Source organism: Streptosporangium album (genome assembly GCF_014203795.1).
In the GTDB taxonomy this organism is placed as follows: domain Bacteria; phylum Actinomycetota; class Actinomycetes; order Streptosporangiales; family Streptosporangiaceae; genus Streptosporangium; species Streptosporangium album.
In genome coordinates this window covers 2,679,968-2,700,657 of record NZ_JACHJU010000001.1, presented here as the reverse complement: position 1 = coordinate 2,700,657, position 20,690 = coordinate 2,679,968, and the positions used below count along the sequence as shown (strand labels likewise).

General features: G+C 68.2%; 22 protein-coding genes. 11 read left to right on the top strand and 11 right to left on the bottom strand.

What is annotated here, in order from left to right:
- The first annotated feature begins 31 nt into the window (after positions 1-31).
- The 3 genes from rph to FHR32_RS12750 all read left to right on the top strand — a co-directional run bounded on the left by rph (position 32) and on the right by FHR32_RS12750 (position 5,207).
- Positions 32-2,677, top strand: a complete 2,646-nt coding sequence (gene rph, locus FHR32_RS12760) for a rifamycin-inactivating phosphotransferase (RefSeq protein ID WP_184754503.1) — start codon at positions 32-34, stop codon at positions 2,675-2,677.
- A 254-nt stretch (positions 2,678-2,931) separates the two neighbouring features.
- Complete coding sequence (locus FHR32_RS44320) at positions 2,932-4,362, top strand: serine/threonine protein kinase (RefSeq protein ID WP_246466125.1); 1,431 nt, start codon at positions 2,932-2,934, stop codon at positions 4,360-4,362.
- 149 nt (positions 4,363-4,511) lie between these two features.
- A complete protein-coding gene (locus tag FHR32_RS12750; RefSeq protein ID WP_184754502.1) occupies positions 4,512-5,207 on the top strand; it encodes an MOSC domain-containing protein in 696 nt (231 codons plus the stop codon).
- Positions 5,208-5,232: 25 nt separating this feature from the next.
- Here the strand turns inward: FHR32_RS12750 and FHR32_RS12745 are convergent, their stop codons facing one another.
- Complete coding sequence (locus FHR32_RS12745; protein ID WP_184754501.1) at positions 5,233-5,661, bottom strand: MarR family winged helix-turn-helix transcriptional regulator; 429 nt, start codon at positions 5,659-5,661, stop codon at positions 5,233-5,235.
- A 69-nt stretch (positions 5,662-5,730) separates the two neighbouring features.
- Here FHR32_RS12745 and FHR32_RS12740 point away from each other — a divergent pair, with 69 nt between their 5' ends.
- Positions 5,731-6,207, top strand: coding sequence for a MarR family winged helix-turn-helix transcriptional regulator (locus FHR32_RS12740; protein WP_184754500.1), 477 nt, complete (start codon positions 5,731-5,733; stop codon positions 6,205-6,207).
- On the opposite strand, the gene FHR32_RS12735 is transcribed toward FHR32_RS12740, so the two are convergent.
- Positions 6,198-7,661, bottom strand: coding sequence for a glycosyltransferase family 39 protein (locus FHR32_RS12735; protein WP_184754499.1), 1,464 nt, complete (start codon positions 7,659-7,661; stop codon positions 6,198-6,200). The two genes, FHR32_RS12740 and FHR32_RS12735, sit on opposite strands and share 10 nt — an antisense overlap.
- 194 nt (positions 7,662-7,855) lie before the next feature.
- Between FHR32_RS12735 and FHR32_RS12730 the strand changes: the two genes are divergently transcribed.
- Positions 7,856-8,062, top strand: coding sequence for a cupin domain-containing protein (locus tag FHR32_RS12730; RefSeq protein WP_184754498.1), 207 nt, complete (start codon positions 7,856-7,858; stop codon positions 8,060-8,062).
- A gap of 38 nt (positions 8,063-8,100) precedes the next feature.
- Positions 8,101-8,616, top strand: a complete 516-nt coding sequence (locus FHR32_RS12725) for a DUF488 domain-containing protein (protein ID WP_221465379.1) — start codon at positions 8,101-8,103, stop codon at positions 8,614-8,616.
- 144 nt (positions 8,617-8,760) lie between these two features.
- Here FHR32_RS12725 and FHR32_RS12720 read toward each other — a convergent pair whose 3' ends face one another.
- The 5 genes from FHR32_RS12720 to FHR32_RS12705 all read right to left on the bottom strand — a co-directional run bounded on the left by FHR32_RS12720 (position 8,761) and on the right by FHR32_RS12705 (position 13,885).
- Positions 8,761-10,002 (bottom strand): FAD-dependent oxidoreductase, encoded by a 1,242-nt coding sequence (locus FHR32_RS12720; RefSeq protein WP_184754496.1) that lies wholly within the window; start codon positions 10,000-10,002, stop codon positions 8,761-8,763.
- The gene (locus tag FHR32_RS12715) at positions 9,999-10,529 is read right to left on the bottom strand and encodes a TetR/AcrR family transcriptional regulator (RefSeq protein ID WP_184754495.1); all 531 of its coding nucleotides are present in this window, start codon (positions 10,527-10,529) and stop codon (positions 9,999-10,001) included. Before FHR32_RS12715 ends, FHR32_RS12720 begins: the two co-directional genes overlap by 4 nt.
- Before the next feature lie 379 nt (positions 10,530-10,908).
- On the bottom strand, positions 10,909-12,156 hold the full coding sequence (locus FHR32_RS12710) for a Fic family protein (protein ID WP_221465378.1): 1,248 nt from the start codon (positions 12,154-12,156) through the stop codon (positions 10,909-10,911).
- A gap of 281 nt (positions 12,157-12,437) precedes the next feature.
- A complete protein-coding gene (locus tag FHR32_RS45935; protein WP_281390870.1) occupies positions 12,438-12,572 on the bottom strand; it encodes a hypothetical protein in 135 nt (44 codons plus the stop codon).
- Positions 12,573-12,640: 68 nt separating this feature from the next.
- On the bottom strand, positions 12,641-13,885 hold the full coding sequence (locus tag FHR32_RS12705) for an MFS transporter (RefSeq protein WP_184754493.1): 1,245 nt from the start codon (positions 13,883-13,885) through the stop codon (positions 12,641-12,643).
- 95 nt (positions 13,886-13,980) lie between these two features.
- Between FHR32_RS12705 and FHR32_RS12700 the strand changes: the two genes are divergently transcribed.
- Both FHR32_RS12700 and FHR32_RS12695 read left to right on the top strand, forming a co-directional pair.
- Positions 13,981-14,532 (top strand): CGNR zinc finger domain-containing protein, encoded by a 552-nt coding sequence (locus FHR32_RS12700; protein ID WP_184754492.1) that lies wholly within the window; start codon positions 13,981-13,983, stop codon positions 14,530-14,532.
- Between the two features lie 32 nt (positions 14,533-14,564).
- The gene (locus tag FHR32_RS12695) at positions 14,565-14,768 is read left to right on the top strand and encodes a hypothetical protein (RefSeq protein WP_184754491.1); all 204 of its coding nucleotides are present in this window, start codon (positions 14,565-14,567) and stop codon (positions 14,766-14,768) included.
- 500 nt (positions 14,769-15,268) lie between these two features.
- On the opposite strand, the gene FHR32_RS47225 is transcribed toward FHR32_RS12695, so the two are convergent.
- The 4 genes from FHR32_RS47225 to FHR32_RS12675 all read right to left on the bottom strand — a co-directional run bounded on the left by FHR32_RS47225 (position 15,269) and on the right by FHR32_RS12675 (position 18,282).
- Positions 15,269-15,415: a sigma factor-like helix-turn-helix DNA-binding protein gene (locus FHR32_RS47225; protein ID WP_376773363.1), complete on the bottom strand. Its 147-nt coding sequence runs from the start codon at positions 15,413-15,415 to the stop codon at positions 15,269-15,271.
- Positions 15,416-15,486: 71 nt separating this feature from the next.
- The gene (locus FHR32_RS12685; protein WP_184754489.1) at positions 15,487-16,053 is read right to left on the bottom strand and encodes an alpha/beta fold hydrolase domain-containing protein; all 567 of its coding nucleotides are present in this window, start codon (positions 16,051-16,053) and stop codon (positions 15,487-15,489) included.
- Complete coding sequence (locus FHR32_RS12680) at positions 16,050-16,469, bottom strand: hypothetical protein (RefSeq protein WP_184754488.1); 420 nt, start codon at positions 16,467-16,469, stop codon at positions 16,050-16,052. The genes FHR32_RS12685 and FHR32_RS12680 overlap by 4 nt, the downstream gene beginning before the upstream one ends.
- A 64-nt stretch (positions 16,470-16,533) precedes the next feature.
- Positions 16,534-18,282: an FAD-dependent monooxygenase gene (locus tag FHR32_RS12675; RefSeq protein ID WP_184754487.1), complete on the bottom strand. Its 1,749-nt coding sequence runs from the start codon at positions 18,280-18,282 to the stop codon at positions 16,534-16,536.
- Positions 18,283-18,351: 69 nt separating this feature from the next.
- On the opposite strand from FHR32_RS12675, the gene FHR32_RS12670 reads away from it, so the two are divergent.
- From FHR32_RS12670 to FHR32_RS12660, 3 genes are all read left to right on the top strand, one after another.
- On the top strand, positions 18,352-18,981 hold the full coding sequence (locus FHR32_RS12670; RefSeq protein ID WP_184754486.1) for a TetR/AcrR family transcriptional regulator C-terminal domain-containing protein: 630 nt from the start codon (positions 18,352-18,354) through the stop codon (positions 18,979-18,981).
- Between the two features lie 669 nt (positions 18,982-19,650).
- Complete coding sequence (locus FHR32_RS12665) at positions 19,651-19,863, top strand: hypothetical protein (RefSeq protein ID WP_184754485.1); 213 nt, start codon at positions 19,651-19,653, stop codon at positions 19,861-19,863.
- The gene (locus FHR32_RS12660; RefSeq protein WP_184754484.1) at positions 19,856-20,296 is read left to right on the top strand and encodes a type II toxin-antitoxin system VapC family toxin; all 441 of its coding nucleotides are present in this window, start codon (positions 19,856-19,858) and stop codon (positions 20,294-20,296) included. The genes FHR32_RS12665 and FHR32_RS12660 overlap by 8 nt, the downstream gene beginning before the upstream one ends.
- Positions 20,297-20,690: the final 394 nt, after the last annotated feature.

Genomic DNA, 20,690 nt, shown 5'->3' with positions numbered 1-20,690 from the left:
TCACCACACAAGAGACAGACGGGTTTCAGCCATGAGCGCCTACGTACTCGGTTTCCACGGAATCGACAGAACCCAGCTCGCCCTGGTCGGCGGGAAGGGCGCCAATCTCGGCGAGCTGTCCAGGGTCGACGGGGTCCGCGTGCCGGACGGATTCTGCGTCACCACGGAGGCCTACCGGGCGGTGGTGGAGCGCGCTCCCACGATCGGCCCGCTGATCGACGGGCTGTCCGGCCTGCGGGCCGACGACCGGGCGGAGATCGCCGACGCCTGCGCGCGCCTCCGCGCCGCCATCGAGAGCCTGCCCGTGCCGGACGAGATCGAGCAGGACATCGTCCGGCACCTCGCGAAGCTCGGCGGCGACGATGTGGCCTGTGCCGTACGGTCCAGCGCCACCGCCGAGGACCTGCCGTCGAGCTCCTTCGCGGGACAGCAGGACACCTACCTGAACGTCCGGGGACCGGCGTCGGTGGTCGACGGCGTCAGACGGTGCTGGGCGTCCCTTTTCACCGACCGCGCCGTGGCGTATCGCATCCGGAGCGGTTTCGACCACCGTGCGGTCCGGGTGTCGGTGGTCGTCCAGCGGATGGTCTTCCCCGAGGCCGCGGGCATCATGTTCACCGCCGACCCCGTCACGTCCAACCGGAAGGTGGTCTCGATCGACGCCGGCTTCGGTCTGGGTGAGGCGCTGGTCTCCGGCCTGGTCAACGCCGACACCTACCGGGTGAGGGCGGGTCACATCGTCGAGAGGAAGGTCTCCACCCAGACCCAGGAGCTGCGTGCCTCACCGGGCGGTGGCACCGAGGAGCGAGCGGTCGAGCCCGCGCGGCAGAACGCGCAGACCCTGAGCGACGAGCAGATCCTCCAGCTCGAAAGCCTGGGGCGGCGGATCGAGGCCCACTTCGGCTCTCCCCAGGACATCGAGTGGGGTCTGTACGATGGCGTGTTCCACGTGCTCCAGAGCCGTCCCATCACCACGCTGTATCCCGTTCCGGCCGCCCACGACGGCAGGAACCACGTGTACATGTCGTACGGGCACCGGCAGATGATGACCGATGCCTTCGCCCCTCTCGGCCTGTCGTTCTTCCTGCTGCTGGACGAGTGGCTGGGCCGTCCGGCGATGAGCGTGGCCGGGGGCCGGTTCTACAAGGACATGTCCCACGAGCTCGCGTCCCCGTGGGCCAGGGCGGTCACGCTCAAGAGCCTGAACCAGGTCGACGTGCTGATGGCCAACGCTCTGCGCACCGCGGTGAGCAGGAAGGAGTTCGTCCGGTCGCTCGCGCGCGGCAAGACGTCGGTGATGAACTTCGGCAAAGGGGGGCCGCTGCCGATGGTCCGCCAGTATCTCAAGCTCTCCCGGGAGGACGACCCCCGTGTCGTCCCGGAGCTCATCGCGCAGAACGAGAGGTCGGTCGAGAGACTCCGGCGGGACATCGCCGGCAAGTCCGGGGACGAGCTGTTCGGGTTCATCATCGAGGACCACCGTGAGCTGACCGACATCATGTTCGAGCCGCGGAGCGTGGCCTCGGCGTTCCTGGGCATCCAGTCGGCGAACTGGGTCAACAAGCACGTGGAGGCCTGGCTGGGTGAGAAGAACGCCGCGGATACCGTCGCCCAGTCCGCCGACCACAACGTGGTGGCCGCGATGGGACTCGACCTGCTGGACGTCGCCGACGTGGTCCGGCGGTACCCCGCCGTCATCGAGTATCTCGCGAGGGCCGAGCGCGACACGTTCTTCGCCGGATTCGCCGGGCTGGACGGCGGCGACGTCGTCCGTCATGCCGTCGAGGAATACCTGCACAGGTACGGCATGCACTGCTCGGGGGACATCGACATCTCCAGGACGCGGTGGAGCGAGGACCCGACGCTGCTCGTCCCGCTCATCCTCGGCAACATCAAGAACTTCCCGCCGGGGGCGAGCAAGGTCAAACTGGAGCGGGGACGCGCCGAGGCCGAGCGCACGATGAAGGATCTCGAAAGCCGCCTGAGGAAGCTGCCCGGGGGCGCGCGGAAGGCGAGGAAGGCGGCGCGGACCATGAGCCTGCTGCGCCACTTCATCGGCTACCGGGAGTACTCCAAGCACGCGTGCCTGCAGCGATACGGGCTGTACAAGCAGGCGCTGCGTGAGGAGGCCCGGAAGCTGGTCGGCCGGGGAGTGTTCAAGTCTCCGGAGGACATGTACTTCCTGTCCCTGGAGGAGTTCAGAGAGGTCGTGAACACCGGGCGGCTGGACCACACCGTCATCAGCGAGCGACGGGACGCGTTCGAGGAGTACCAGAAGCTGACGCCGCCGCGGGTGATGACCTCGGAGGGTGAGGTGATCTCCGGGGAGTACGACACCGGGACCCTGCCGGAGGGAGCCTTGGCCGGTGTCGCGGTGTCGTCGGGTGTCGTCGAGGGCCGTGCACGGATCGTCCTGAACATGGAGGACGCCGATGTGGAGGAGGGCGACATCCTCGTCACGGTCTTCACCGACCCCAGCTGGTCCGTGCTGTTCGTCTCGGTGAAGGGCGTCGTGATGGAGGTCGGCGGAGTGATGACCCACGGCGCCGTGATCGCGCGGGAGTACGGGCTTCCCGCGGTCGTCGGGGCGGAGGGGGCCACCAAACGTATCCGGGACGGCCAGCTCATCCGGGTGAACGGATCCGAGGGGTATGTGGAGGTGCTCCCGGAGCCCTGATCGCGGCAGCGCCTCCGGGCACGCGTCGTTGAGGTCTCCTCGCCGATCTGGTCGTCTACGACACCGACCCGACCCTGGACGCCTCGGCCCTGGCCCACCCCAGCCGCATCATCTTGCGTGGCCGTGTCATCGCCTGACATCCGGCACACCGGCCGCTCTCCCGCGACCGCTCAACCCAACCGCCAAGCAAGTCACCACTTATCCCGCTATGGTGCTTGAGATTCACTCCCACCCGCCTCAGGAGTCACTCCTCCATGCCGAAGGTCGAACCAGTCCATGAAGGCGACCCGGCGGCGGTAGGGCCGTACCGGCTCATCGGACGGCTGGGCGCGGGCGGCCAGGGCGTCGTGTACCTCGGCCAGGCCCCCGACGGCAGGCTGGTCGCGGTGAAGGTGCTGCGCGACGGGCTGGTCGGCGATGACCGGTTCGCGAAGGAGGTCGCCGCCGCGCGCCGGGTGGAGCCGTTCTGCATCGCCCAGGTGCTCGACGCGTCGCTCGGCGGCCGGCCGTACATCGTGACCGAGTACGTCGAGGGGCCGTCGCTGCAGCAGACGGGGCGGCATACGGGGGCGGACCTGCAGCGGCTGGCCGTCGCCACCGCCACGGCCCTGGCCGCCATCCACCGGGCGGGTGTCGTCCACCGGGACTTCAAACCCGCCAACGTGCTGCTGGGCCGGGACGGCCCGCGGGTCATCGACTTCGGCATCGCCCGCACCGTCGACGCCGCGCTCACCGTCACCAGCAGCGTCGTCGGCACCCCCGCCTACATGGCTCCGGAGCAGCTGGCGGGCGTGGACATCGGGTACGCGGCAGACGTGTTCGCCTGGGCGTCGGTCATCGTGTCCGCCGCCACGGGCGCGCCGCCGTTCGGCAACGACTCGATGCCCGCGGTGATCAAGAGAATCCTGCACGACGAGCCGTGGCTCGGTGACCTGCCGGAGCCGCTGCGCTCGATCGTGTACGGCTGCCTGGCCAAGGACCCCATGCTCCGCCCGACCATGCAGGACGTGCTCTTCCAGCTCATCGGCGGCACCGCACCACTGTCTCCGAGGGGGACGGCGCCGCCCCGAGGACGGCGGAGAGCCGTGCTCCTCGCCGGTGGGTCGCTGGCCGTGTCCTCCCTTGTGGTCGCGGCCGCCGTGGTCTGGCTGCCTTCCATGCCCGGCTCGGGGATCACCGGCGGGCTGGCCGGCCCCTCCTCCAGCGGTCCCGCCACCGGTACGGCTCCCATCACCGCCACGGCCGGGACGGAGACGGAGCAGTCCCCGAAACCAGCGCGCACGCAGAGCCGGCCGGGCCGCGGAAAGGACACCGGCGACGCGGAGCCGACACCGGGTTCCACCGCCAGGCCGACGTCCAGTGCCAGGCCGACCACGACCGGCGGCGGCATGGGTTCGGTGAAGATACTCGTGGAGGGCGAGAACCTGGGAGATTGCTGGCGTGACGACGTGAACTTCTACGGCGTCGTGCCGGGAAGCGGCAAACGCACGCAGTTCACCTACCGGTGGCTGTTCGACAGCCAGAACCTGGGCAGGACCGTGGCCGACACGCCGGCCAAGGCCGTGTTCCCTGCCCCGCATCTCAAGACGGCCGGCTCGCACAAGGTGACCTTCCGTGTGATCACTCCCGTGAACATCCAGAAAAGCGTCTCGGTGACCATCTGCGGCCCGGACAAGGACTGGTGACCGAGACGGGCACCGTTGTCGCCTGACATCCGGCACAGGGCCCGGCCAGGCATCCGTGGAACGACCGGACGCGGGATCGGAGCCGTCTCGTCGTCGGCACCGAATCACCAGAAGGGAGGCTTGGTCTATCCCCATATAAGGTGAAAATCGTGTCTCAGCTCCTCACGGTGAACCTCGCCCACCCGCACGCCGCCGACTACACCGCCGCCGATCTCACCGGGATCGACAAGCGCCCCGCGGACGGTTCGGTCGCCGTGGCCGCCCCCGGCCCGAGGGGGACGGCGGGCAGCGGGGTCGCGGGAGACACGGTGGGCGACCTCCGGGACCACGGCGGCGACCACCAGGCGGTGTACGCCTTCGCGCGCAAGGACCTCACCGCGTGGGAGAAGGAGCTCGGGCGTGAGCTGCCCAACGGTGTGTTCGGCGAGAACCTCACCACCTCCGGTCTCGACGTCAACGGCGCGTTGATCGGTGAGCGGTGGCGGATCGGGGAGAGCCTGGTCCTCGAAGTCACCTCCGCGCGCATTCCGTGCCGCACCTTCGCGGGCTGGCTGGGCGAGAAGGGGTGGGTCAAGCGGTTCACGCAGGCCGCGCGGCCCGGCGCCTACCTCCGCGTCATCGAACCGGGGGAGATCCGGGCGGGCGACGGCATCGAGGTCGTCTCCCGGCCGGACCACGGGGTGACGGTCGAGTTCCTCTTCCGCGCGCTGACGGCGGAGCCCGACCTGCTGCCGCGGGTGCTCGACGCCGGCGACGCGCTCAACCCCGCCGACGCGGCGACGGTGCGCAGGCGGCTGGAGAGCAGGGAGCGCGCCGCCCGGCCCGGTTCTTCACCGGCGGTCTAGCGGCCACCGCCCGCGCTGACACGCTCTACTGGCCGCGCATGTTCGCCGACATCCGGCTCAGCACGTCGATCGTGGCCTGATACTCCTCGACGCTGATGCCGTCGGTGAGCCGGGCGCGGGTGGCGGTCACCTTCTCCAGCAGGTCCGCGTGTGCGCGGCGCCCCGCCTCGGTGAGGGAGAGCGTCTCGTCGCCGTCGAGCCAGCCGCGCCCGCGCAGGTTCTCGACGAGGGGGCGCAGGGACGGCTGCTCGGCGGTGAGGAAGGGGCTGAGCTCGGTGTCGACGGCCTCGACCGTGGTGGGCTCCCCGACGACGACGTTCATCACCTGCCAGTGGCGGCGGGTGAGGTGCTTCTCGGCGAGGAGATCTTCGAAAGAGGACTCGGTCAGCTCGTGGAGGTGCTTGACCCAGTAGCCGATGGGACGTCGCTGACCGGTGATCTCGGAGACTTCCATGGTGCCGCCTTTCGTGAAATTTCCATGTCTTATGACAATAACATGTATTTGTACATGTAAACTGGTGGAATGGAAGAATCCCAGGCGGTCGCCGCCGTCGAGCGGGCGATGGTGGCGATCCGGCGCAGCCAGAGCCGCCGCGCCATCCAGCGCCTCGCGGGCGACACCCAGCTGGACCCCGCGCTGTTCGCGGTGATCGACGCCGTGGAGGAAGGCCCCGGCGCGGCGACGGTGAGCGCGGTCGCCGACCGGATGGGCATCGACCAGCCCCGCGCCAGCCGGCTGGTGGCCAGGGCCGTCGAGGCCGGCCTGCTACGCCGGGTGGCCGACCCCGCGGACGGCCGCCGCAGCATCCTGGAGCTCACCGGCCACGGCTCCGAGCAGACCGACCAGGTCCACCGGTTCCGGCGGGAGGTCTTCGGCGCGGCGATGCGCGGCTGGCCGGAGCGCGATCAGCGGGAGTTCGCCCGCCTGCTCACGGCCTTCGTCGGAGCGCTGGGCCGGCCCGCCGGGCCGTTGACGGATGACCGGGGGCGTCAGCTGTAGTGGAGCATGTCGGGCCAGAGCCCGTCCCAGGGGCGGAGCGGATCGCGGCAGACGAGGATGGGCAGGTGCTGCTCCTCGTTGGACAGGCCCACGCCGTTGTCGATCCGGCCGCGCCGCTCGCACGCGGCGAACAGGGTCGCGTAGCCGTCCGGGTTGTCGGTCACGACCACGGCGACCCGGGCCGACGGCGGCGGCGGGCCGCGCCAGTAGAGCTCGTTGTGACCGCTGTAGACCCCGGGCAGGCCGTACTGCCCGGCGTAGCGGTCCAGCACGCCGGCCTCGCCGTAGTTGTCGGTGAGCAGGACGGCCTGCGCGCGGTCCTGCGGCGGCAGGTCGCGGACCACGGCGGCGACCTGGGCGGCGAACTCGGGCCAGCCGACCGACTCGCGCGCCACCTCGTTCATCGCGGTGACCGGGGTGCCCTCCAGCTCGGCGGGCGGGATCACCGGGAGCGCGAGGACGATCGACCCGACCGCGTTGATCGCCAGTAGGCCGACCAGCAGTGCGCGCCGCCCCGTGGTGGACATCCACCGGACGGCCGGCCCGCAGCCCGCCGCGAAGAGCAGCACGAGCAGGCCTCCGACGTAGTCGGCGCGCCCGCCGGAGTAGAGCGTCAGCGCGCAGGCCACCAGATAGGCCAGGACCAGGCAGCGCAGGCGGGGTTCCCGCCAGAGCCGTACGGCGCCGGCCACCTGGACGGCAGCCTGCGGCAGGCCGAGCAGCAGGATCTGCAGCGGCACGAACATGAGGCGGTTGTCGGCGCCGTCGGCGGCCTCCAGCGCCCCGGCCATCTGCAGCTGCGGCCAGTCATGGGTCGCCTGGTAGACCAGGTTGGGCGCGGCGATCACCAATGCCAGGAGCGCGCCGAGCCAGAGCCTGCGCTCCCGCAGCACCTCGCGCGGGCCCGCCGCCAGCACACCGACGCCCATGCTGACCAGGAGCAGCACGATGAGCTGCCGGTTGTAGGTCGCGACACCCGCGACGGCGCCCAGCGCGAGCCACCAGCGCCCGTCGCCGCGCAGCGCCCGTACGGCGAACAGGATCGCCGCGACCCAGAGCGGCAGGTCGACGCCGAACGTCAGCAGGGCATGCCCGCCGATCAGGACCAGGCTCGTGGTGGCGACGCCTGCCGCGGCGAGGATCTGGGCGCCTCGGGCGCCACCGAGCTCCCGCGCCAGCAGGGCGGCCAGGACGACCACGACCGCCGCGATGAGCGCGGGGACGACGCGCAGGGCGACCACACTGTCACCGAACAGGGTGACCGAGGCCCGCGCGATCAGCGGGGTCAGCGGCGGGGTGTCGAAGTATCCGAAGGCCGGGTGTTCGCCCAGCAGGCGGAAGTACAGCTCGTCACGGTGGTAGCCGTAGCCGGGGCTGACGGCCAGCAGCGTGGCGAGCGTGACCAGGGCGATCGCGGCGACGGGACGCCGGGCAGAGCGGGGGGTCTCTGGCACCCGATCATCATCGTCTCTCCAGTGCCGCCGGCGCTAGGTCCGCGCCGTCGCCGGGCACCGCCTCCTGCGCGGTCGAGGGAGAGAACGGCCGATCCCGCAGAGGCCCGGGGACCTTCTGCGGTGCCGGCGCCCGCTGCCGAGCGTGGTCGCGTGGCAACCGCCGCAGGCCACCATCCGATGGCACACTGATGATCATGAGGAAACTCTCGCTGGACGCCCTGGCACGTGAGCGCCTCGAACGCGCCGCAGCCGCTTCCACCGGACGCAGCGGCGGCACCTCCTGGGAGGGGTGTACCGGCGACCTGCTCGTCATACCGCAGGCGCGCCACAGCGTGGAGGCGCTGAAAGACACCGCTTTCCTCCTGTCCGTTTTCCTCCTGTCCGTCGCCAAACCGCGCTGACGGCCCCTTACGTGCGTCCGGGCCATGCTCCGCCCGCGTTGTTCACCTTCGGACACAGCACCGCGACCCGTGCGCAGCTGACCGCTCTGCTCCACGGTGCCGGCGTTGAAGCCGTGGTCGACATCCGCACCGCTCCGGGCAGCCGACATGTCCCGGACGTGGGCAGGGACGCGCTGAGTGAGTGGATGCCGGCCGAAGAGATCACGTACCGGTGGGAGAAACGCCTGGGCGGCTTCCGCCGGGCGGCTCCGGACTCGCCTGACACCTTCTGGCGCAATGCCTCCTTCCGCGGATACGCCGGGTACACCCGCCGGCCGGAGTTCCTGGCAGCCATGGACGAGCTGTTGCGCCAGGCCGCAGCCGCACGCACCGCGATCATGTGCAGCGAGGCCCTGTGGTGGCGCTGCCATCGGAGGATCATCGCCGACTACGCCGTTCTCGTCCACCATGTCCCCGTTCTTCACCTGGGGCACGACGGGCGGCTCACCCGACACGAGCCGACAGCCGGCGCCCGTCTCCGTGACGACGGCCTCCTCGTCTACGACCTCACCTGAACTCCGGAACACCCGGTTCAGGCAGACGTATCTCACCCTGGACGACGGCCCGTTGAGATCGGCCGCGCAGGCCGATTCATCTGATCGGTGCCGACGCGGACGGCCTGGCTGCCGCGGACATGTCGATCATTCCTGCGCCTAGGATCACTCGTCCTGGAAGACCGCCCTGCGCAGGGGAGGCACCAGACCGCAGAGACGGAAGAAGCACCTGGCGATCGCGCGTACGCTCCGGCTTGGCAGGATCGCCAGCCAGAGGTAGCGCATCGACTCGCTGACAGCGGCGAAACCCGCCTTGAGCATCTCGGACTCGTAGGCTGCGATCGCCGGCACAAGTTCGGCTCTGCCTTGGTCGACGTCGGTCAGTGCTCTGCACAGGAGGCGAGCGTCGTGCAGGGCGGCGTTTCCGCCCATGCCGCCCACGGGAGGCATCGCGTGAATCGCGTCGCCGAGCAGGGTGACGTTGGTGCTGGGCCAGGGCCGTACCTTCGCCATCGCGGTGAAATCAAACCGCTCGACCGCCTCGGACTCGCGTACGAGTCTGCGCAGGACCGGGTGCCAGTCCGCGATGCGCTGCTCGACGAACGCGCGCGGTTCCCCGGCGTAGTGGCGGCGGTGGGCGACGAAGGCCCACATGACATAGTCCTGGTCGGCGGCACCGCGCGTTAACAGCTCGGGATCGAGCCCCAGCCCGGCGATCCGGGCCTCGGCCTCGTGCGGCTTGTTCCTGCGGCGGAAGACAGCGGTGAACAGGAAGTCGCGTACGGGCAGGACAAGGTTCTTGCGGGTGGCGAGCCGTGGATCCAACCATCTCTCGGTCTCTTCGGTGAGCGGCAGCCTGCCGCCGATGCCCACGCCGGGGGCAGCCGCCGTCTCCGCGTGCGGCAGCAACTGGCGGCGCACGCGTGACCTGACGCCGTCGGCCCCCACCAGCACGTCGCCGATCGCGGTGTCCCCGTCGGCGAAATGGGCGACCACCTTTCCTGCGGCGGTCCGTTCGTAGCGGACGAGCTCCTTGCCGAAGCGCACGTCCAGCCCGGTCAGTAGTACGGCGCGGAGCGTGGCCCTGCTGAGAGAGTGGGTGCTGTCGGCGGGATCGGCTGCCTGCGCGCCGCGTTCGAGCATCAGCTCGTTGAGGTGCTCGTCGAGCACACCCATCCCCGGCCCGGGGTCACCGCCGGTGAGCATCAGCGTTTCCCATAACTCGGCGGGCAGGCACTCGTGGAGTGCTGCGCTTCCCACCGGTTCGATGTTGAGACGGTATCCCTGAAGTCGCGCGTCCGGGGTGTTGTCACGCTCGTAAACCGTAACGCTCACTCCGGATCGGCGCAGACCCTGGGCCAGGCAAAGGCCACCGATGCCGCCTCCGGCCACGATGACGTGGATCATCTGATGATCAGCTCCTCAAGGTGGTGCAAGATGAGCCTGGCGGTCTCTGGTCGCAGGCTCGCGCCCTTGACGGTGGCGATCACCAGTTCCGCTCCCGCCGACGGGGTCAGCCCGGCCACCCAGGCGTCCTCCTGGCGGAACACCTCGGTGAGAGCGGCACGCCAGCCCTGCTCTCGCTCGGCGACGACCACACGCAGGCTGGGGTCGCGGGTGGCGCGGACGTCAAGTTCGCGGAGTACGGCATGCAGTTCGGGTCGTTCCTCGATCATCTTCACCAGCGCGCCGAGGTGGGCTCTGAGCCGGTCGGCTGCCGTGCCCTCGCGGGGCGTAGTCGATCTGAACTGGCCCGTGGCGTGATCGACGACGGCCGTGATCAGGTCCTGCTTGGTCGGGAAGTGGTGGTGGATCGTCGAGTGATCGATGCCCACGTCCGTCGCCACGTCGCGCAGGCGTAGCCCATCGAAGCCATGCCGGGCGATCCGGTCGTAGGCGGCCAGTACGAGGGCCTGTCTGCGTTCCGGCCCCATGGGCGGACGTCCTCTTCGCTTGGTTTCCACGGCTCCCACTATTAATTCACCAACCAGTTGGTGAATTAATAGCACGTGCGATGGAAGTCGTACAACAAGTAGAACTCGGCGCCAGGCGAGGAGGGCGGTGCCTATGACCCCGGGGTGTTGAGTAGGGAGACGCTGAGCCGGGCCCAGGGCTGTGGTAACCGGATCATCGGGCCGTGCACCTCGACGCAGGAAGGGTGATTCACAACGCTTCTATGCGATCAGCACCGCCGTACCGGAGGACAATCGGATGCCGACTCCGAAACCGGCGGGTGGCCTGCGCGAGGCCCTTTGGAGGGGAATCGTCGTGGCGCACGTTGAGGTCGGGCAGCTCACGTACAGGCGATGACCCCTATGGTCGGTAAGGGACTGGCCGTGCGGGGGCTGCCTGGCGGGTGTCACCCAGCGGACTGGCGAGTGCTCTTTCGAATCCAGTGAGGGCGTTGATGAGGTCGGGGACCTCGAATGCGCGATTACGTCTGCCGATGGTGGTCTGTTTGAGCACGCCTGCTGCCGCGAGCTGGTTGACCGCGTCGTTGGCTCGCTGGGCGGATCGCCCGATCAGGTCGGCGGCGGTGGTGGCCGTGAGCACGGGAGCAGAGGGAAGCACTCGCAGTAGAAGATCGACGGAGGACCCCGCGCGCACTCTCCCCAGCTTTCCTCGCCATTCCCTTTCGAGGGTGTCGAGTGTCGCGCCGAAACGATCCGTGTCGATACTGGCGCGGGCGGTGTCCGCGACGAATCGATCGAGGCAGGCGCCCATGCCCTCCTGGGCTTGCGGAGAGTCGGAGGCTCCCTCGTAACGGTATGCGGTGAGTGCGGAGATGTAGGCATCGGCGTGTGACGCCAGGATGAGACTGATCGGCGGGGCGAAGCGGGGTGCCAATCCTCGACGCCGGAGGATCAGGTGGATGAGTGCCCGTCCCGTACGGCCGTTGCCGTCAATGAATGGATGGATCGTCTCGAACTGTGCGTGTGCGATGGCCGCCTGGACCAGAGCGGGGTGGTCGTCTCCTGACATGTACGCGCACAGGTCTTCGAGGAGCGGGTGAACTCTGTCGGGCGGCGGGGGGACGAAGTCGGCGCCGCATGGTGACATGCCGGTTCCGCCGACCCAGTTCTGCTCGGTTCTGATCAGGCCGCCGAAGCGTGCGTCCCGAGTCCCGTTGAGAAGCCTTCGGTGGACTTCCAGGATGTCAGTGACATATACGGCCGGTGCGTCCGCGAGTTCGAGAGCCGATTCCATCGCCCGGACGTTCCCGAGGACCGCGTGCGCCGTGTCATCGTGTGCATCTATGCCGGTACGTGATGCCACATCGGCTTTGGCGAGACGCCGAACGTTGATCTGCAGGCCTTCGATGAACGAACTCGCCACAGCTTCGGCTCTTAGGAGAAGCCTGGCCAGCGCTTCAAGACTGATCAGGGCTCGCGGGGATGCGTTCAACTTCACGAGCCGGCGCTCGACGTCGCTCACATCCGCCGCGCGTTGTGCCGTCAGGTTTAAGGGGCGGCCGAGCAGAGGATCGGGAACGTACGCCTTGTAGTGGCACGGTTGGCGTTCCGCTCGCGTGGCACCGCCCGGAGTGCCCGGCCAGGACATGGCGATGTACTCAGCCATAAGCGTTCTCCCCCTCCATCCATACGAACGGTTAGATGTTAACCGTTCGTATGGACGCCCTGGGTGAACTCTCTGGATTCGAGATCGGCCGCGGGCTCCGGTCCGGTGTGAACATGCGGCGCCGGGACAGCGGAAATCGAAATGTCCGAGAGGCCGGCCGGCGGGTACGCTGCGCGAGGACCTTTGGAGGGGAATCGCGGTGGCGCACGTTGAGGTCGGGCAGCCCACATGCAAGCCATGACCCCCATGAACTCTGAGTTTGATCACCAGTCTTCGGAGTTGAACGTCTCCGGGTCATGGGCGCTTTCCCGGATCGCATCGTTGGTCTTGGACTCCTGGCGCTGGCGCTGACGGTTGGTGTGCTCGGCGGTGACCGGGGTGTTGGCGCGGACTCGCATGCCTGGAAAGGGATCAGCCGTCACACCTTCAGTTGGAGGGAGCCTGCGCCACGTGCCGTCGGCCGCGCTCACGCGACGGGCTGATGGTCCACTTTCGGCTCGATGGCCGCGGACAGATCCGTACGGAGCGCGTATGGCACGAAGACGCCCAGCACGACGACGGCGAGCCCCGTGGCCAGGACGAACACCGCCCGTACGCCCCATAGCTCCGCCGCGACTCCAGCCAGCGCCGCGCTGGCGGGAATCACGCCCCAACTGAGCATCCGAGACGCGGCGTAGATACGCCCCAGCAACTCCGGCGGCGACAGGTTCTGCCGGATCGTGGCCACCAGGATGCGCCAGATGCTCGACCCGGCCCCAGCGATCACTGCCCCTGCGACCACGGTCCAGACCGGCCCGTCCAGCGCCACAGGCGCCACCAGCAGAACGGTCCCGGCGGCGTCGACGATCAGCAGCCTGGTCACCCCGAACCGGCGCTGCAACGGCTCCACCACCGCCGCCGCGAGCAGTCCGCCCACGGCCATCGCCGTCAGCACCAGGCCGTACTGGGTTGTGGTGAGATCGAGCGGGCCGGGGCTGACGGCGTACACGACGAGCAGGGCCGTCGCGACCGCCCAGGGGATGTTCATCATGGCGGTGAAGAGGGTCAGCGTTCGCACCACCGGCTGTCGCCACAGGTACCGGAAGCCGGCGACCACGTCGCTGCCCCCTGCGGTTCGAGCCTCGGCGGGCGCCCGGCGCAGGGCCATCATGGCGATCCCGGCGACGGCCAGGGCGTAGAGGGCCGCACTCGCGCCGGTGGCCAGGGCGAGGGCGAGGCCTGCCAGTAGACCCGCGAGCGGTGGGCCGGCGAGTTGGTTGGTGACGTTGATGGTCGCCTCGATGCGTGCGTTGGCTCTGTTGCGACCGGCGGGTTCGACGACCATGGGGATGGTCGAGGTCAGCGCGGTGTCGACCAACGTCTCGGCCGCGCCGAGCAGCACCGCCACGGTGAGGAGTAGCGGCAGCGACAGGGTGCCGGTGAAGTGGCTGACGGTGAGGCCGGACAGCATCAGCGCGCGGACCAGGTTGACGCCGCTCAGCAGCATCCGGCGGTCGACCCGATCGACGATCCAGCCGGCGTGCAGGCCGAAGATCGGCCATGCCAGGGTAAGCGCCGCCGTCACGGCCGCCACTCCGCCGGGTGAGGCGTCGGCGGCGATGGCGAGTAGTGGCAGGACGAACAGCGCCATGCCGTCGCCGAGGTTCGCGGCACCAGTGCCGAACCACAGCGCGTTGAACGGCCGGCCCAGCGACAGGGGGAGGAGGCGCATTCGTTTCTTACCTTTCAAATGTATTTGATCGGTCATAGCGTGGCCGGTGCTGTCTGACCTGTCAACAGAGTTTGATCGGTGAGATACTCGGTGTCATGACTGCCGTCGAGCTGGTTGGAAACGCGCTGTGCCTGGACTTCGCCAACACGGTCAACGCCCGTCCGGTGGCTCGGCGAGACTGGCTGGGCACCCCGGAGGAGGCTGTGACCTGGGCCGCGGCGACGGGGCATCCGATCGAGGAGCCGGATGGGCTCGCAGCGGCCCTGCCGGATGCCCGCGAGCTGCGTGAGGCGGTGTTCCGGGTGTTCCAGCCGCTTACGCAGGGGGACCGGGCGCCACAGCCGGATCTGGATGTCGTCGTCGCGTTGCACGGTGACGGCATTGCTCATGGCCGGCTGGAGGAAGCCGACGGGAACTTCCGGTTCTCGTGGGGGGCGCCGCGTACGGTACGAATCCTGCTCTGGGAGGTCGCGGCTTCGGCGGTCGAGCTGCTCACCCACGGGCCACTGGATCGGCTCGGTGAGTGTCCGTCGTGCTGTTGGTTGTTCCTGGACGTCAGCAAGAATCGTCGCCGCCGGTGGTGCAGCATGACCACCTGCGGCAGCCGCGACAAGTCGCGGCGCTACTACGCGGGGCGCTCCTCCTGAGGGGGCTCGGTAGTACAAGGGGAGGGCCGGCGATGCGTGAGGAACTCCATCCGCTGGTGGACGAGTCGCCGGAGGACCGGGCGTTGCCGGTGCTCGCGCTCGTCAGGGAGAACGTGTCGTCATCCCGTCGGCGGGAGAGGGCCGCGGCGGCTCTGGAGAGCATCCGTGACCGGATGCGAGGGGTGACCGGAGTGGACGAGGAGTTGGACCGGCTCCGGGACGAGTCACGTGGCTGACGCCTACATCGTTGACACCGGCGTCTTCCTTCGCTGATTCGTCGATCAGCCCGGGTTCGAGCATGCCCGCGAGGTTCAGGAGGCATTCCTGGACGATCTCGTCGAGTTGGAGACAGCGGATCACTGAGGCTGGTCGCGGAGCATGGGCTGGAGCGATCGCAAACTTTGGCGCCTCATCGGCCGCGGGCTCCGGTCTGGTGTGAACGCGCGGTGCCGTGACGGCGGCAAACGAAGTGTTCTCGCTCCTCCTCCATACGAACGGTTAGGCATTAACCGTTCGCATGGAGGCCCTGTGTGAACTCCTTGGAGTCGAGGGCGGATCAGCTGCGGGGCAGTTCGGCTCACGTTGCCGGGCCGTACCGGAGCGAAATCAGGATGCCCGTAGGCGAAACCGACGGGTACGCTGCGCGGGGACCTTTGGAGGGGAATTGTCGTGGGGCACGTTGAGGTCGGACAGCCCACCTGCAAGCCATGACCCCTGTCCGGTGCCGGGAAGTGCGTCAGGAAATGTCTTCGCGCGCGGCGCGGATCGCGGATTGGACGACGGCGGGGCTGCATCCGAGTTCTTCGGCGATGCGTCTTATGGACAGGCCTTCCAGATGAGCTGTCAGGATCGCTGCGCGCCTCTGTCTCGCATGCTCCAGCATGGACAGGCGTGCCTGCTCGGAGACGCCGCCGTGCCGCCGAGCCGCAGCCAGAGCCTCTACAGCGGACGGGGTCACGGCTGAGGCTCATCCGGTGGTGCGGGCGGTCCGTCCTGGTCGTGGAGTGCCGTCACGATCTCGCTGAGCAGGAACTGAACCTTTGGCTCGACCGCACGGCCGTGATAGACGCTCTCGACCAGGTCGAGCCCTTCCTCCACGGTGGTGAAACCAAGTTGCCGGTAGAGAAACATGATGTCGTCGGCGTCGTTCTCCACACGTGACGAGAAAAGTTTCATCGCGAGCAGGTAGCGTGCCGATGCGACATCAACGGTCAGAGAGTCGCTGGAGTAGTACCGCTGAGCATCGGGGTCGGGGCCGGGCAGGAAACCTTTCACCGCGTCGTTGAGCCAGTCCTTGGCCAGACCGCGACGTTCGGCCACGGCGAGTGTCGCCTGTCTGACCACCTCGGTCGGAAGGAATACCCCGTCGAGGTCTCTCGTGGATCTCGCACTGTCGTAGGCCACAGCGATCGCCGCGCCTCCTACGAGAAACAGGTCTGCTCTGGCGCCGCGTGCGGCCAGCTCCGTACTCAGCTCGTTCAGAAGCTCGAGGATCTCGTCCCGGCCAAGTCCGACGCTCATACCCGCTCCAGGGCGCCTCGGGTGATGAACACGCCGCGCTTGCGAAATGAGGAGGGGGCCTCCACCAGCGCGCGGGGATGCAGGCCGCGGAGCTCGGTGACGAACCACCACGGCAGTGCCTCCCTCCGTGGATCACGAGTCCAAGGCGGCACCGGCCATCCGTCCTTACGCGCGAGGTGTTCTGCCAGCGCGGCCAGAGCGGCGTCCACCCGGACGTCCCCCACCGGTGACGGCGCGTTCTGCCACATCTGGCCAGCGGCTGTCACACCGTCATGTCGAAGAACACTTGTGTAGTCGTCCAGCATCTGCACGATGGAGAAACGCCACACGCGGCTCAGCGGTTCGCCGTCGGCGAGCATCCGGGCCGCTACAGCGGCGGCGTCGCTCACCGTTCTGAAAGAACTAAGCCTGTTCATGTCTGTACGGTACCCCCATACGGGCCGCGTGGGCTGGTGGAAAACGAGATGTTCGCGGGTGGAATCAGTGGAGTGCCCTTCCCGAAAACCTTTGGGAGGGATGCCGTCGTGGCGCACGTTGAGGTTGGTTCAGCAGACATGGGAGCCATGACCTCTTGGATCCCCGCAGGCTCTTGAAGGCCGGTCCGTTCATCCTGAAGTGGGCGGGCGGGGGGGTCGCTGTGCCGGTAGACCGTAGAAGGGTCCGGTCGAGGTAGCCACGCACTGCGTGATCTGTGGGACCGTGTGCGATGAGCCCGATGTAGCCGTCCGGCCGGATGACGATCAGAGTGTCTTCGCGGGCGCCGTAGGCACGCCGGACGAGGCCTTCCGTGTCGATCAGGGCGGTGGTGCCGGCCGGAGGTTGCTGTCCGGGCACGATGACGGTGTAGGCGTGCAGGTGGTCTGTGAGTTCGCCGGTGGCGTGTTCGACTGCTTGAGCGCCTTGGGAGCCGAAGGCCAACATGGTGAAGTGCGGGTCGCGGAACAGGTCGAACAGTCGTGTGTGCGTTGCGCCGGCGTCGAGCAGGACGGGGCCGTCGGGGGCGACATCGCTGGCGTGGACGGGCTTTCTGCGGCCGGCCAGATCCAGGCTCAACGGGCTGGTGCGGTAGGCCGGGTGGTCGTTGCGGTCACCGCGCTGCTGCCGCGCGAAGAACGGCTTGAGGATGAAGCGCAGCAACGGCCGCAGTAGGCGTGGCGGTGTGGCCGCGGAGAACCGCCGGTCGCTTTCGGCCAGCACTGCGCGTGCGACGGGCAACCGCTCTGCTCCGTAGGTGTCGAGCAGAGCGGCGTTCGCGGCGCCCTGGAGGACCAGTGCCAGCTTCCAGCCGAGGTTGTAGGCGTCCTGGATGCCGGTGTTCATGCCGAATCCGCCGAACGGACTGTGGACGTGAGCGGCGTCGCCGGCGAGGAACACACGGCCGACGCGGTAGGTGTCGACCATGCGCAGGTTGTAGCGCCATACCGACAGCCAGGTCGGGTTGGTCAGGCGGATGTCGCTGCGACCGGTGCGTTCGGTCACCGCCTGTTGCAGGTAGTCCAGCGACGCTTCGGGCCAGCTGCCGTCGCGGCGTGGTTCGACGGAGGCCACGACCTGCCAGGTGCCGGCGTGGGGAGTGGGTCTGAGCGCGAGGATGTGGCCGCCGGCGGCCATCCAGAAATGCACCGCCTCGGAGTGGTCCAGCCCGTGCACATGCGCGTCGGCGAGCATCGCCCGCGCGTCTTCGTCGGTGGAGCCGGCGAAAGTGAGGCCGAGGCGGCGGCGGACGGAGCTGCGGCCGCCATCCGCGCCGACCAAGTAGGCGGCGCGAACGGTCTCGGTGGCGCCGTCGCGCTCCAGGGTCGCGGTCACACCGTTGTCGCCGGGGTGGAAGTCGACCAGGCGGCGGCCGAACTCGACCTCGCCGCCCAGTTCGGCCAGCCGCTCGCGCAGGAGGGCCTCGGTCCGCCACTCGGGAATGGCCAGCGAGTTGGGATAAGGCCGCTGCTGCGAGGGCGGTGCGGGCGGCACCCGCAGGTCGAACAGCAACGGCTCGCCCAGGTGAAAGCGGGTCCGGGACTGAACCGCGGCAGCGGCCACGATGCGGTCGGCGATGCCGAGATCGTCGAACACCTCCAAGCTGCGCGGTTTGAGGGTGAAGCCCCGCGAACCGCCCTGCGGAACCGGGTTCCGTTCGATGATCCGGCAGGGGATGTTCCGGCGTGTCAGATCACAGGCCAGGGTCAGCCCGGTCGGTCCGGCACCGACGATCAGCACCTCGGTGTGGTTCATCAACATCCCCTTAACGCCGTTATATTTAACGTCGTTAAGGATGTATTGAACGTTGTTAAGCTGTCAACCGTGAAACTTGACCGCGCCAAGGTCGTCACCACCGCGCTGGCGCTGCTGGACGAAGTCGGCCTGGACAGGCTGACCCTGCGCCGCCTGGCCGCCGAGCTGGGCGTGCAGGCCCCCGCGCTCTACTGGCACTTCGCCAACAAGCAGGAGTTGCTGGATGAGATGGCGGATGCGCTGTCGCGTGAGATTCCGCTGCGGCCCCTGGCCGAGGGTGAGCCCTGGCAAAACTGGCTCGCCGAACGCATGCGTGACCAGCGGCGCATGCTGAACTCCCACCGTGACGCTGCCCGGCTCTTCGTGGGCGCCCGCCCCGGGCCAAGTGCCCTCCCGATCCTCCAGGTCGCACTGGAGTCGCTGGGGCGAGCCGGCTTCCTGCCGCGTGAGGCGCTGCGGGGCCTGTTCACCCTCAGCAACTATGTCAGCGGGTTCGTGCTGGAGGAGCAGGCAAAGCCCGTGCGAGAACCACAGGAGGAGCTCAACGAGGCCAATCGGTGGTTCGCCGGTCACCCGAGCCTTCTCGAGACCTTCGCGGAAAGCGGTCCCCCGCAGGGTGAGGAGACCTTCGAACACGGCCTGTCGGTGATCTTGGAAGGCATGCGCGTCCTCCTGTCGTCTTCCCCGGACCCGAGGTGACGGCTGGCCTTCGTCGCGCCTCAAGATCGTCCACTGGCGGGCCTCCTCTTGGTAATCGACTGGGCGGTCGCCGGTCTGCCCGGGTGCTGAGCCCGCCGTACTGAGAAATCAGGATGCCTCTGGTCGAAATCGGCGGGTACGCAGCGCGGGGACCTTTGGAGGGGAATCGCGGTGGCGCACGTTGAGGTCGGGCAGCCCACATGCACGCTATGACCTCCGTGAACCGTGATTGCTGCATCCGGGGCTTCTGGGAATCGGGAACGAGCCGGGGAACCAGGACAGTCGATCATCTGTTTTGCGGATCATGAGGCGTCCGCGGGTTCTCCGGCTGCTTGCGATTCTGCTGATCTCCGCGAGCGTGGCCGGTTCGGCCTGCCGTACGTGTATGACGACGGACCGGTGCACATCCTTACGGAGGGGCCGGAAGCGTCCGCGGTCCTGTACGACCGCTGCACCGGCGGATCGGCACGGGCCGGGGCGGAGGAACGGCCGGGAACGCAGGATGACGCCGACCCGGCCGGCGTGATCACCCAGGGAGCGAAGGCACGCCTGCGATCCCGTACCGTGTCCGGCCAGGGCGGCGGATAAGTCGTCATGTGGGTGCCCCCTCACCGGCTGGAAGCGACGGCAACCCTGTGTCCGGCCAGCACACGGCCGTACACTGCGGTTATGAGCGCAATGCGTGAGGAACTCCATCTGCTGGTGGACCAGTTGCCCGAGGATCGGGTGCCTCCGGTGCTCGCGCTCGTCCGGGAGAACATGTCGTCGTCCCGCCGGAGAGAGAAGGCATTGGTCGCTCTGGAACGCATCCGTGGCAGGATGCGCGGGGTGACGGGAGTGGACGAGGAACTGGACCGGCGCCGGGAAGAGTCCCGTGGCTGATGCCTATGTCGTCGACACCGGTGTCTTTCTGCGATGGTTCGTCGACCAGCCTGGATTCGAGCATGCCCGTGAGGTGCAGGAAGCGTTCCTGGACGGCCTCGTCGAGCTGGAGACGGCGGACTTCGCCCGGATCGAGGTGGCCGGGGTGCTGCGTAAGAAAGGACTTTTGCCGGGCCGCTTGACGGCGGAGGAGTTCGCGGCGGCCGTACGTGTTATCGACGATCTCGGCGTGACGGTTCACCCGATCGGCGCAGACCATCTGGAACGGGCCGCCGGGCTGGCGGTACGTCTGACGCTGCGCATGTACGACGCCGTCTTCGCCCAGCTGGCGCTCGATCAGGGGATCCCTCTGCTCACAACGGATGCCAAGCTCTGCCACGCGGTTGAGGGCGTGGTCAAGACCGAACTGCTCCGAGACGCGGGAGCCGCCTGATCTCCGTGCCCGCCGTACCAGCGGAAATCGGGATGCTCGTCGGTGAAATCGGCGGGTACGCTGCGCGGGGACCTTTGGAGGGGAATCGTCGTGGCGCACGTTGAGGTCGGGCAGCCCACATGCAAGCCATGACCCCCATGACCTGCCCAGGCTGACTGGATCCGGGTCCTTGTCTTCGGCTGCGGGTGCAAGGCGGTCGAGGATGGTAGGCATTCAGTAGGTTCTTGAGGAAGGCTTTCACGCGGCCATAGTGTCTCGATAGATGGCTTCACATAGCTTCGTGGTATGGGGCTTAACAGTAGATATACCGTATCTATCCACGGTCGATTCGAGGGCTAATCACCCTCTTAGCCGTTCTGCTCGCCGTGCTCATCTCTGGCTCTTATGGTGGCGA